Source organism: Corallococcus macrosporus (assembly GCF_017302985.1).
In the GTDB taxonomy this organism is placed as follows: Bacteria; Myxococcota; Myxococcia; order Myxococcales; family Myxococcaceae; genus Corallococcus; species Corallococcus macrosporus_A.
The window spans coordinates 17,873-30,521 of the sequence record NZ_JAFIMU010000007.1 but is presented as its reverse complement, the minus strand read 5'-3'; the positions used below and the strand labels follow the sequence as shown (position 1 = coordinate 30,521).

The window sequence follows — 12,649 nt, the reverse complement described above, 5'->3', positions numbered from 1 at the left end:
CATCCCGGGCGTGGGCCGGCAAGGCTCTCCACGCACCGGGTGCTCAGGGCCTGACGCCCGGAAGGGTGGGGCTAGTGTTCGAGGTCGTAGATTTCGTCCTCGATGTCCTTCTTGTCCGCCGCGTCCGGCTTCTTCACGAGGTACTCCTTGAAGGCCGTGATGGCGTCCTTGCGCTTGTTGCGCTCCTTGTAGGCGAAGCCCAGGTAGTAGAAGGGCTGGGGGTTCTCCGGCTCGGCGGTGGTGGCCTTCTTGTACCAGTCGATGGCCTTCGCGTGCTGGGCCTGCTCGGTGTAGGCGCGCGCGACCTTGTAGTAGACGTACGTGAGCTTCGGATCCACCTTGAGCGCCGCCTGGTAGCGGCGGACGGCGTCGTCCCAGCGCGCGGCGTTGAAGAGCACGTCACCCATGGCGCCCATCACCCGCGTGCGCTGCGGATCCGCCTTGAGGGCCGCCTCGAAGGAGGCGATGGCGCTGTCGAAGTCGGCGCGCTCCAGGTAGGCGTGGCCCAGGGCCTCGTGCGCGTCCGCGTAGTTGGGGTCCAGCTGCACGGCGGCCTGCCACTGCTCGATGGCGTCCGGCAGCCGCTTCGCGTCGCGCAGGATGACGCCGTAGGCGTACTTGTAGTCCGCGCGCTTGGGGGCGCGGTCCACGGCGGTCTTCATGCTGTCGAGCGCCTGGGTGTACTCGGAGCGCTTCGCGCGCACGAGGCCCAGGTAGTAGAGCGCCTCGTGGTTGGAGGGCTCGTTGCGCAGCGCGAGGCCCAGGTTGCTCTCCGCGCCGGCCAGGTCGCCCTTCTCCAGGAGCACCGCGCCCAGGGTGATGGGCGTGGTGGTGGAGCGGGGGTCCTCCGCCTTGGCCTTCTCCAGCTCCGCCACGGCCTCGTCCAGGCGGTGCAGCCGCCAGAGCACGAGCCCGCGCTGCAGCCGGCCGTCCTTCAGCAGGTGCGGATCCAGCTCCAGGGCGCGGTTGGCTTCCGTCTCCGCGCGGGCCGCCTCGCCGTTGAGCAGCGCCACGCGCGACAGGCCCAGGTGGGCGTCCGCCAGGTTGGGGTCCAGCTGCACGGCGCGGTCGAACTCCTGCTGCGCGAGCAGGCTGTTGTTCTCCGCGAGCGCCAGCTCACCCAGGCCCGCGTGCACGCCCGCGTGCTCCGGCGCCTGCTGCGCGGCGGCCTCCAGCAGGGCGCGCGCGTCCGCGTTGCGGTGCTGGCGCAGGTACAGGCGGCCCAGGTACAGGCCCGCGTCCACCAGCTTCGCGTCGGCGGCGTTGGCGCGCTTGAAGTGGCCTTCCGCCTCCGTGGGCTTGTCGAGCGCGTCCTCGATGCGGCCGTAGAGGTACGCGATGCGCGCCTCGTTGGGGAAGCTCTTGCTGGCGGCCTCCACGGCGGTGAGCGCGTCCTGCATCTTGCCCGTCATCACCAGCGCGGTGATGTGGCCGTCCACGAGCTCCAGGTTGGAGCTGTCCTCCGCCGCGAGCGAGGCGTAGAGCGGCAGCGCGCCGTCGTAGTCGCGCTGCGAGCGCAGCACCTGGGCGAGCTGGGCCTTGATGAAGGCGGAGTCCGGGTTGTCCTTGTAGGCCTCCTTCAGCTCGGCTTCCGCTTCCTTGGGCTTGAACTGCTGGAAGAGGGCCACGCCCTTGAGGCCGCGGGCGCGGGCGCGCTCGGCGGGCCCCAGCGCGTCCTGGAGCTTCAGGGCGCTCTCCACGGCCTGGGCGCCCTGCTCGATGTTCGACTTGCGCACCAGCAGCTCCACCGCGGCCAGCTCCACCGCGGAGGCGGCGTGCTGCGGATCCGCGGCGAGCGCGTCCGCGTAGGCCTTGGCGGCCTCGTCCGCCTTGCCCTGCGCCTGGTACAGGTTGCCCAGCGCGTGGTGGGCCTTGGCGGACTTCGCGTCCTTCTCCAGGATCTTCGTCAGCGTGGCGACGGCGTTGGGGATGTCCTTCTGCTGCGCGAAGGACTCCGCCAGCAGGAAGGAGAGCTCCAGGTCGTTCTGGTTGTCCTCGCGGGTGGCGGCGTCCTGCAGGCGGGCCTGCACCTCCGCGCCCCTGCGGTTGGCCAGGGCGATGGCGGCGGCGGTCTTGATGACCTCCACGTTCTTCTCACCCAGCAGCTCGATGGCCTCCATGTGCGTGTTGCACGCGGTGAGGTCGGAGCGCTCGCCGTCCGCGTAGCGGCGCTGCAGGTAGGCGACGGACTGGCACCAGAGGGCGCGGACCTCGGGGTACTCCTTGGAGGCCAGCACCTGGGCGCTCTTCTTCCGCGCCTCCTTGTAGCTGGCGTAGGTGTCCGCCAGCAGGCCCTGGCGCGCCTCCTCGACGAGCTTCGCCTCCGAGGAGCCGGCGGACACGCGGGCCGGGAAGAACTTGTTGCGGCCGAAGGCGCCGTAGCGGCCGGCCTCGAAGCTGGCGCCGGTGCCCAGCACGACCACGGACACGCCCGCGGCGATGAGCACGGGCAGGCGCTTCTTCCACTTGGCCTCCGCGGCGCTGCGGTCCACGACGGACACCGCGGCCATGCGGCCTTCGTAGAGCTGGCGCAGCCGCTCCATGCTGGCCTGCGGGTTGGCGGCGTCCGGGCTGGCGGCCGCGTCCGGCGCGGGCGCGCCCGGGGTGGCCGCGAGCGGCACGGCCTTGGACGGGCCCTCCATCAGCCGCTGGATGGCGGCGGCGAAGACGGGCACCGTGCCGATGGCGGACCACGCCTCCGAGTCCGGCGAGACGTCCTCGTTGCCCAGGAGCTGGCCGTCCTCGAGCATCTTGACGATGACGCCCTCCTCGAACGGGCCGAACATCTTCCCGGAGCGGCGGCGCACGTGGAAGCGCTTCACCGGCGCGCGGGCACCGGCGTCCTTGCCGGCGCTGTCGTCGATGAAGCTGAGCATCTCCAGGCCGTCCGCGGGGCCCGCGGCGGGCGGGGGCGGCAGCGGCGCGGAGAGGTCCGCTTCCAGGTCATCCGCGGGCGCGGCGGTGGGGTCGAACTCCAGCGCGTCCGGCAGGCCCGTGGCGGCGGAGGACGGGACGGGCGAGGGGTCGCCGAAGTCCACGTCGCCGAAGTCCGTCGCGGGGTTGATGCGCGCGGGCGCCGGGGGCGCGGCCGGGGCGGGGTCTCCGAAGTCCAGGGAGAAGTCCGGAGCGGGCGGCGCGGCCGGGGGCGGCGACGTGAAGTCCACGGCGAACGGATCATCCATCGGCACCGGGGACTGGCCGTACGCGGGCGCCTGTCCGTACGCGGGGGCCGGCGGCTCCGCGAAGTCGAAGGACACGGGCGCGGGCGCGGCGGGGGACGGCAGGTCCGAGAAGTCCATCGCCTGGGGCGCGGCGGGCGAGGGCAGGTCGGAGTAGTCCAGGCCGGGCGAGGGCGGCAGGGCGAAGGGGTCCTCGCTCCCGGAGGGCAGCCCGCCCAGGTCGTAGGCCGGTGCGCCGGCGGGCGGCGGGGGCAGGGCGAACGGATCCGCCTCGGGGGCCGGGGCCGCGTAGGCGGAGGGCGGCGGGAGGCCGAACGGATCCGCCTCGGGTTCGGCGGAGGGCGGGGCCAGGGCGAACGGATCCGCCGGCGGGGGCTCGCCGTAGCCGAAGGTCTGCGGGTGGGCTCGCGACGCCGCCGGGCCGTGGGCGTTGGACGGGTCGTTGATGTCGAAGGTGAAGGCGTCCTCGGGCGCGGGCTGCGCGGGGACGGGCAGGTTGCCGTCGTCCGCGAAGTCGAAGTCGGGCGTGCCGAAGTCGGCCTCGGGAGCGGGCGGGGCGGCGGCGATGGGGTCTTCGGAGAAGTCGAAGTCGCGCGCGGTGCTGGCGGGCTCGTTCGAGCCGTAGGCGGCGGGCGCGGCGGGCTCGCGGTAGGCGTCCGTGGGGACGGGGATGGCGACGACGCGGGTCACGTCCTCGCGCGGCTCGGAGAAGTCGCTGGTGTCGAGCGAGGAGAACTCGCCGCTGCCCACCTCCGAGAAGTCGTCCTCCGCGGCCATGGGCGCGGGGGCCGGCGGCGCGGCGTCCATGTCGAAGTTGAACGAGTCATCCGGAAGGGCCACCGGCGCACCCGGGCCCGCGTCGAGCGAGATGGCGCGGAGCGCGGCCACGCCCGGCGAGGCGTACGCGGCGGGAGGGACCTCGTCGTCGAAGGAGAACGGATCCTCAGGCACGGGCGGCGCGGCGTGGCCCGGCAGCGGAATGGCGGAGGCGCGCGGAGCGGCCGTGCCCGGCAGCGGGATGGCGGCGGACTGCGGGGCGGCGCTCCCGGGCAGCGGGATGGCGGCGGCGCGCGGGGCGGCCGTGCCCGGCAGCGGGATGGCGGGACCCGCGCCCATCGGGATGGCGGCGGACTGGGGCGCGGCGGTGCCCGGCAGTGGGATGGCGGGACCCGCGCCCATCGGAATGGCGGCGGACTGGGGCGCGGCCGTGCCCGGCAGCGGAATCGCGGCGGACTGCGGAGCAGCGGTGCCCGGCAGCGGGATGGCGGCGGCTCGCGGCGCGGTGGTGCCCGGCAGCGGGATGGCCGGACCGGCACCCATCGGAATGGCGGCGGACTGGGGCGCAGCGGTGCCCGGCAGGGGGATGGCGGCGGACTGCGGTGCGGCCTGGCCCGGGAGCGGAATGGCGGCGGACTGGGGCGCGGCGCGCGGGGCGGCGGTGCCCGGCAGGGGGCTGGCGGCGGACTGCGAGGCGGCGCTGCCCGGGAGCGGGATGGCGGCGGACTGCGAAGCGGCGCTGCCCGGAAGCGGGATGGCGGCCGATTGCGGCGCGGCGGTGCCCGGCAGCGGAATCGCGGAGGACTGAGACGCGGCGCTACCGGGGAGCGGGATGGCGGCCGACTGCGGCGCGGCGTGGCCCGGGAGCGGTATCGCGGCGGACTGCGGAGCAGCGGTGCCCGGCAGGGGAATGGCGGCCTGCGGCGCGGCGGCGCGGGGCGCGGCGGTGCCAGGGAGCGGAATCGCGGCCGGCTGCGGCGCGGCGTTTCCGGGCAGCGGGATGGCGGCGGACTGGGGCGCGGCGGTGCCGGGGAGCGGAATCGCGGCGGGCTGCGGCGCGGCGGGAGCCGCGGCCTCGGGGGCTTCAGTGCCCGCGCCATCGGCCTTGATGGGGAACGTGGTCTGGCACCGGGCACACTTCAGCTTCGCGCCCCCGGGCGGGATCCGCCTGTCATCGATGTTGTAATTCGTCTGGCACGACGGGCAGGAGACTTTCATTGTTTTCCTTCGACGAGACCGGCTGGCGCGCGCACGCGCTGGAATGACGGGGGCGGTGCGATGGTCCGCGCGGCGCGTGCAGGCTAGCAGAGCCGTTTCAAGCCCGGAAAGAACGCGTCCCTGGGGCGCACCGCCGTCACCCGGGCGGGCAGGAGGGCGGGCGCCCGGCAACACCAACAGTGTGCGTCCCTTTTCCAGGGGCCCTCCCGAGGTGGTAGACCCGGCGGGTCATGGATCCCATCGTCATCCTCGGAGCGGGCCTGGCGGGCCTGTCCACCGCGCACTTCCTCAAGCGCCCCTGGCGCCTCATCGAGAAGTCCGACCGGGTCGGCGGCCTCATCAAGACCGAGGTCATCGACGGGTGTTACTTCGACCCCACCGGCCACTGGCTCCACCTGCGCGACCCGGAGATCCAGGAACTGGTCAACACGCTCTGGCTCCCGGACCAGCTGGTGCGCATCCAGCGCCGCGCCGCCGTGTTCTCCCGCGACACCTTCACCCGCTTCCCCTACCAGGTGAACACCCACGGGCTGCCGCCGGAGGTCGTCGCGGAGAACCTCGTCGGCTACGTGGAGGCCATCTACGGGGAGAAGGGCCGCGCCCTGCGCGAGCGCGACCCCGTGAACTTCGAGGAGTTCATCCTCCGCTACATGGGCGAGGGCTTCGCGAAGAACTTCATGCTGCCCTACAACCAGAAGCTCTGGACCGTGCACCCGCGCGAGATGTCCGCCGCGTGGGTCGGCCGGTTCGTGCCGCGCCCCACCCTCAAGGAGGTCGTGGACGGGGCGCTGGGCGCGGGCAGTGATCAGCTGGGCTACAACGCGTCGTTCCTCTACCCGCGCGAGGGCGGCATCGAGAGCCTGGCGCGCGCGATGAAGCAGCACCTGACGGGCGGCGAGCTGAGCGTGCGCACCGAGCCCGTCTCCATCGACTGGAAGGCGAAGCAGGTCACGCTGTCCGACGGCCGCACCCTGCCGTACTCCGGGCTGGTGTCCTCCATCGCGCTGCCCCTGCTGGTGGACCTCATCGGGAAGGGCGCCTCCGGCGTGCCGGACGAGGTGCGCGCCGCGGCGAAGCGCCTGCGCGCCTTCATCGTCACGTACGTGTGCGTGGGGGCCCGGGGCGCCAACCGCCAGCCGTGGCACTGGATCTACCTGCCGGAGCCGGAGTTCCACTCGTACCGCATCGGGGCGCCGTCGGCGGTGTACGCGCCCCTGGCCCCGCCGGACACGGCCAGCTTCTCCGTGGAGTTCAGCCACCACGGCGAGCTGTCCGTGGCGGACGCGGAGAAGTACGCGGTGGAGGACCTGCTGCGCTCGCGGATGATCCACTCGGCGGACGACATCCTCTTCACGAAGGGCCGGGAGATTCCCAACGCGTACGTCCTCTACGACGACGCCTATGGCCCCGCGATGGCGGAGATCAACCGCTTCCTGGAGCACGCCGGCATCCTCACGGCGGGGCGCTACGGGAAGTGGGAGTACTCCTCCATGGAGGACGCCATCCTGGGCGGGCGGGCCTGCGCCCGGACGCTGAACGGCTGACGCACGGAGTCGTCTCCTGTCGACGGTGGTCCGGGGCCGTGCTAGGCCCCGAGGCCTTCCCTTCGCATCTCCGGACCCATGGCCCTGCACCTCTCCGTCGTCATCCCCGTCTACAACGAGGAGTCCATCATCGCCCAGGCAGCCGAAGAGCTGCGCCAGGGGCTGGATGCTCGCGGGCTCGACTACGAAATCATCTTCGCGGAGAACGGCTCGCGCGACGCGACCCCCCGCATCCTGGAAGAGCTCTGCGCGAAGAACCCGCGCCTGCGCTGGTTCCACTCGGAGACGCCCAACTACGGCGTGGCGCTCAAGGCCGGCATCCTCAAGGCCCGGGGCACCTACGTGGTGTGCGATGAAATCGACCTCTGCGACCTGACCTTCTACGACGCGGCGCTGCCCCGGCTGGAGCGCGGCGAGGCGGACATGGTCGTGGGCTCCAAGGCGGCCAAGGGCGCGAGCGACCAGCGCCCCCTCATCCGCCGCGCGGCCACGCGGGTGCACAACAAGCTCCTGCGCGTGGCGCTGGGCTTCCAGGGCACGGACACGCACGGCCTGAAGGCGTTCCGCCGGGAAGCGCTGCTGCCCGTCATCCAGAAGTGCGTGGTGGACATGGACGTGTTCGCCAGCGAGTTCGTCATCCGCGCGTGGCGCGAGGGGCTCAACGTCATGGAGATCCCCATCCAGCTCCATGAGAAGCGCCAGCCGTCCATCCACCTCTTCAAGCGCGTGCCCAACGTGCTCAAGAACGTGGGCAAGCTGTTCTACGTCATCCGCGTGCGCGGGACCTGAGCGGAGGGTTGCCCCATGACGGCAGCGCGACTGGCGTCCATCTCCGTCGACCTGGATTCGCTGCCGCACTACTGCCGGATCCACGGGCTCCCGGAGTCGCTGCTCGACGAGCGCGCGCGGACGCTCATCCACCGCGTGGCGGTGCCGCGCTTCCTGGAGCTGTTCGCGCAGGTCGGCGTGCCGGGGACGTTCTTCGTCATCGGCGAGGACCTGGAGTCGGACCCCGGCGCGGCGGACGGCATGCGGCGCGCCCACGCCGCGGGCGTGGAGATTGCCAGCCACAGCCACGCGCATGACTACGCGCTGACCCGGCGCGGGCCCGCCGCCATCGCGGAGGACCTGGGGCGCGCGGACGCGGCCATTGAGAAGGCCGTGGGCGTGCGGCCCGTGGGCTTTCGCGCTCCGGGCTACACGCTGAACGCGGACCTGTACGCGGCCACCGTGGCGCAGGGGTACCAGTACGGGTCCTCCGCGTTCCCGGCGGCGCCGTACTACGCGGCGAAGGCGGCGGTGATGGGGGCGCTCGCGGCGCTGGGGCGGCCGTCTCGCTCCGTGCTGGACACCCCGCGCGTGCTGCTGGCGCCACGGGTTCCGTACCGACCGGATCCCGCGCAGCCCTACCGTCGTGGCTCGGGGGCGGTGCTGGAGCTGCCCATGACGGTGACGCCGGTGGTGCGCTTCCCGTTCATCGGCACGTTCGCGACGACGCTGCCTCGCGGGACGATGCGCGCCGCGTACCGCACGTGCCGGGCGGACGCCTTCTTCAACTTCGAGCTGCACGGCGTCGACGTGCTGGACGCCACGGACGGCATCCCGCCGGAGCTCGTGCGCCAGCAGCGCGACCTGCGCGTGAGCGCCTCGAAGAAGCAGGAGCGGCTGCGCAGCATCTTCCAGTGGCTCAAGGATGACTTCGACGTCGTCACCCTGCGCGACGCGGCGGGACAGCTCTCCGCGGCGCTCTGATCAGCGCGCGGCCTTCAGCGCCTTCCAGTCCGCTTCCGCCTGATCCGCGTAGGCCTGCGCGAAGGTGACCAGCCGCTTCGTGGCGCCCTTCGCGTCGCCGCCCACCCAGTCCTCCAGGCGCGCGGCCTGCGCCTGCGTGTTGCCGTGGGCCCGGGCCAGCACGACGCCGGCCTGCTCGAAGGTGGAGCGCAGCGCCTTCTTCTTCCCGAGCACCGCGTCGTCCAGCTTGTCCTTCTCCGGCTCCACCTCGCGCACGAGGAAGGCCCGGCCGCCCATGTCCACCGCGCCCGTGAGCGGGTTCACCGCGCCGCCCAGCTCCTCTTGCGCCTTCACCACGTCCGCGCCGTTCGCGGGCACCGGCGGCGACGTCACCCCGGAGGCGAGCAGCTCCTTCAGCTCCAGCAGCACGGGCGGCGCCTTCGGATCCGCCGCGCCCACGAGCACGTAGTCGCGCTCCAGGCCGTAGCTGCTGCCGCCCGCGTCCAGCCGCGCGGCCAGGTCCAAGATCTTGAGGGGCACGGCCACGCCCTCCGTGCCGTCCAGCGTCTTCTCGTAGGAGGCCAGCGCCGTGCGCACCGCCGTCTTCTGCTCCGCGTCCAGCGGCTTGAGCGTGTCCGACTTGAGGAAGTGGGGGCCCTTCGCGCCATCCAGCTTCACGTACTTGGACAGCAGGTCCTTCGCGGACGTGTCGCGCGCCTTCCCGATGAGGTCCTTCACCGCGCCGGAGGACTCCTTCTTGTCCAGGAAGGCCCCGGGGTTCGCGTCGCCGTCCGCCAGCAGCTCCAGCGTCTCGAAGTAGTTCTTCGCGAGCGCCTCCACCACCTTGGCCTGCTCGCTGGAGGACAGGCCCGCCTCGCGCGCGGTGAGGACGGCGCTGGTGGCCAGGCGCGTGAGGTCCGCCTCCGGCGACGCCGTGCCCGTCTGGTCGAAGTCGTTGAGCCCCCACACCGCCTTGCCGTCCGGGCCCCGGAACGTGCCCAGGTTGCCCACGTGCGCGTCGCCCACCACCCGGATGTCCGGCGGCGTCCGGTCCGTCAGCCGAGCCTCCTGCGCGTACGGACCGCGCAGGTCCGCGTGGAACAGGGCGGGCATGGCGCGGAACATGGCGGAGGGGCTCTCACGCATCTGCGCCAGCTTCTCCTTCAGGCGCGCGGGCGGCAGGTCCAGGCGCGCGTTGAAGTCGCGCACGAAGGCCACCGCCTGGGCGGGCTCGCGGTCCAGTCCGGACGCCCGGGCCCCCTTGGGCGCTGGCGCGTTCAGCGCCACGGCGTTGCCCGTCCGTGACGTGGTGGCCTGGGGCTGGAAGTCGCTGACGTGGGACGGCAGCCGCCCCGCCGAGGCCCCGGAGGCGAGCGTCAGCACGGTGGCGGCCACGGTGGAGCCGGGGACGGACGTCCGGGAGGAGGGCGAGGGCTTGGGCGGGATGCGCATGGGGGACCTTCCGGCGGATTATCGTCAGAAGGCGTTCGCGGGTTGTCGGCGCACTCCCGGCGTGCATGCCGGGGTGCTAAGGAGCCAGCCCATGCTGGAGCGTTTCAGCGACAAGGTGAAGAAGGGCCTGCGCGGCTGGACCGAGCGCATGGCCGGCGAGCAGCAGTCCGACCAACTCCAGGCCCTGGCCCGGACGGAGAACGAGTACGGGGTGGACCCGTTCGGGTTCAACCTGGACTACAGCCTGGCCGCCATCGCCCCGTTCATGTGGCTCTACCGCCACTACTTCAGGGTGGAGGCCTACGGCGCGGACCGCATCCCCGCGGGACGGGTGCTGCTGGTGTCCAACCACTCCGGCCAATTGCCCCTGGACGGCGCGATGATTGGCATTGCCCTGATGGTGGAGGGCAACCCGCCGCGCGCCATCCGCAGCATGGTGGAGAAGTGGGTGCCGTCCCTGCCGTACGTCTCCACGTTCATGGCGCGCGTGGGGCAGATTGTCGGCACGCCGGAGAACTGCCGGCGGCTGCTGGAGGCGGAGGAGGCCATCCTCGTGTTCCCGGAAGGGACGCGCGGGCTCAACAAGCTCTGGCCCCAGCGCTACCAGCTCCAGGAGTTCGGCCTGGGCTTCATGCGGCTGGCGCTGGAGACGAACACGCCCATCGTGCCCATCGCCGTGGTGGGCGCGGAGGAGCAGGCCCCCGCGCTGATGAACCTCAAGCCGGTGGCGAAGCTCCTGGGCTTCCCGTCCTTCCCCATCACCCCCACGGGCACGCCCTTCCCGCTGCCCACGAAGTACCGCATCTACTTCGGAGACGCGCTCCACTTCACCGGCCGCGCGGACGACGAGGACAGCGAGCTGGACAAGAAGGTGCGCACCGTGAAGGCCTCCATCCAGGCGATGCTGCACCAGGGCCTCAAGGAACGCCGGGGGGTGTTCTGGTGAGCGCTTCCACCGAGGAGAAGGACACCGTCGCGGACAAGCGCCCGGCGGTGGTCGTCACCGGCATCAGCGGCAACCTGGGCCGCACGCTGGCGAAGCAGCTGCACAAGCGCGAGCGCATCATCGGCATCGACCGGCGCCCCTTCGTGGGCAAGCCGAAGGACGTCGAGATGCACCAGCTGGACCTGCGCAAGAAGAAGGCGGAGGACGTCTTCCGCAAGAACGAGATCCGCGCCGTCATCCACATGGGCATCATGCATGACCCGCGCATGAGCGAGGAGGAGCACCACTCGTTCAACGTCGTGGGGACCACGCGCCTGCTGGAGTACTGCGCGAAGTACGGCGTGAAGAAGGTGGTGGTGCTGTCCTCGGCCAACGTCTACGGCCCCAGCCCGGACAACTCCAACTTCCTCACGGAGGACGCGCCGCTGATGGCCGCCAGCCGCTTCTCCGGCGTGCGCGACCTCATCGAAGTGGACATGCTGGCGCACAGCTTCTTCTGGAAGCACCCCGACATCGAGACGGTCATCCTGCGGCCCGTCCACATCGTCGGGCCCACCATCAAGAACGCGCCGTCCCACTACCTGCGCCTGCGCTACCCGTGGACCATGGCGGGCTTCGACCCCATGGTGCAGCTCATCCACGTGGAGGACGTGGCCCGCGCCATGATGGAGGCCCTGCGCCCGGAGCCCAAGGGCGTCTACAACGTCGTCGGCCCCGGCCAGGTGCCCCTGTCCGCGGTGCTGCGCGAGCTGGGCCACACCCCCATCCCCGTGCCGCACCCGGTGGCCCGGCCGCTGTTGGGCCTGATGTTCCGCTACCGGCTGGCCAACTTCCCGCCGCCGGAGCTGGACCACATCCAGTTCCTCTGCGCCGTGGACGGCAACCGCTGGGTCCAGGACGTGGGCTGGAAGGCCCAGCACTCCATGCGGGACACCATCCGCTCCGTCATCGGCGAGTAGCGGCTTTTCATGGGGCCCGCCGTCAGTTCCCTGACAGCCATGTCAGGGGGAACGTGGCGCCATGGCAGGGAGGGCCTGACAGGACTGTCAGGCATGGGACGGCGGAGCCGGGGAGTGAGGTGGGTTAAGTGCCTGATTTCCCGTGGGAACCCGGGGTGGGGCAGGGGGGCTCGAAGGTTGGCACCAGCATTGCTCTAGAGACCAGGCAACACGGCGAAGTCGCAGCGGGCCGGAAGTACCGCGCGACATCGTCACCCTGGTAGGGGGTTCCATTGGGGAACCCTCGACGCCCATCGTCTCGGCCGGCCCCGAGACGGTGGGCGATTTTTTTGCGGGGTAGGGGCGCCTACTCCAGCTCGCCTGCGAAGGGACCGTCGTGCTGCTTCTCCAGCAGCCAGACGCCGTCCCGGAAGACGAACTCCGAGGTGACGGTGTCGGTCTGCTCGGAGACGGAGGGCAGGCGCATCCACTGGATGCGGCTGTGGACGGTGGCGCGGCGGCCGTCCTCGGCGAGCTTCACGTCCTCGATTTCGAAGTCGGTGACGGTGAGGTCGCGCTCGTCGTGGAGTTCGCGGCGCTGGCGCTCGAAGTCCTTGCGCTCCTCGGGGACGAGGAAGCCGGACAGGGCGCGGTAGTTCCTCCAGCGCAGGTTCTTGTGGAAGCCCTCCACGACGGGGCGGAGCTCTTCCAGGTCCGACTTGGGCGGCGTGTGGGCACACGCCCCACCGAGGACCAGGGCGACCATCAGGGCAGGCAGGCGTTTCATGCGCGCGACGCTAGCAGCCGCTGGGCGGAACGGACGAGGGCAGTGGTATGGTCCGCGCTCCCCCGCTTAGCGCACCG

General features: G+C 71.9%; 8 protein-coding genes. 5 read left to right on the top strand and 3 right to left on the bottom strand.

Annotation, left to right across the window (positions count from 1 at the left end; all coding sequences use genetic code 11):
* Positions 1-71: 71 nt before the first annotated feature.
* Entirely contained in the window at positions 72-5,174 is a 5,103-nt protein-coding gene (locus JYK02_RS12340; RefSeq protein ID WP_207051135.1) for a tetratricopeptide repeat protein, read from the bottom strand.
* A 230-nt stretch (positions 5,175-5,404) separates the two neighbouring features.
* On the opposite strand from JYK02_RS12340, the gene JYK02_RS12335 reads away from it, so the two are divergent.
* The 3 genes from JYK02_RS12335 (at position 5,405) to JYK02_RS12325 (ending at position 8,470) form a co-directional block, all read left to right on the top strand.
* The gene (locus JYK02_RS12335) at positions 5,405-6,718 is read left to right on the top strand and encodes a protoporphyrinogen/coproporphyrinogen oxidase (protein ID WP_207051134.1); all 1,314 of its coding nucleotides are present in this window, start codon (positions 5,405-5,407) and stop codon (positions 6,716-6,718) included.
* Between the two features lie 78 nt (positions 6,719-6,796).
* Entirely contained in the window at positions 6,797-7,507 is a 711-nt protein-coding gene (locus tag JYK02_RS12330) for a glycosyltransferase family 2 protein (protein WP_207051133.1), read from the top strand.
* A gap of 15 nt (positions 7,508-7,522) precedes the next feature.
* On the top strand, positions 7,523-8,470 hold the full coding sequence (locus tag JYK02_RS12325; RefSeq protein WP_207051132.1) for a polysaccharide deacetylase family protein: 948 nt from the start codon (positions 7,523-7,525) through the stop codon (positions 8,468-8,470).
* On the opposite strand, the gene JYK02_RS12320 is transcribed toward JYK02_RS12325, so the two are convergent.
* The gene (locus JYK02_RS12320) at positions 8,471-9,901 is read right to left on the bottom strand and encodes a DUF2252 family protein (RefSeq protein WP_207051131.1); all 1,431 of its coding nucleotides are present in this window, start codon (positions 9,899-9,901) and stop codon (positions 8,471-8,473) included.
* 91 nt (positions 9,902-9,992) lie between these two features.
* Here JYK02_RS12320 and JYK02_RS12315 point away from each other — a divergent pair, with 91 nt between their 5' ends.
* Together JYK02_RS12315 and JYK02_RS12310 are read left to right on the top strand one after the other, a co-directional pair.
* Positions 9,993-10,847 (top strand): lysophospholipid acyltransferase family protein, encoded by an 855-nt coding sequence (locus tag JYK02_RS12315; protein ID WP_120592868.1) that lies wholly within the window; start codon positions 9,993-9,995, stop codon positions 10,845-10,847.
* On the top strand, positions 10,844-11,806 hold the full coding sequence (locus JYK02_RS12310) for an NAD-dependent epimerase/dehydratase family protein (protein ID WP_207051130.1): 963 nt from the start codon (positions 10,844-10,846) through the stop codon (positions 11,804-11,806). The genes JYK02_RS12315 and JYK02_RS12310 overlap by 4 nt, the downstream gene beginning before the upstream one ends.
* Before the next feature lie 346 nt (positions 11,807-12,152).
* Here the strand turns inward: JYK02_RS12310 and JYK02_RS12305 are convergent, their stop codons facing one another.
* Entirely contained in the window at positions 12,153-12,572 is a 420-nt protein-coding gene (locus JYK02_RS12305) for a hypothetical protein (protein ID WP_207051129.1), read from the bottom strand.
* Between the last annotated feature and the right edge of the window lie 77 nt (positions 12,573-12,649).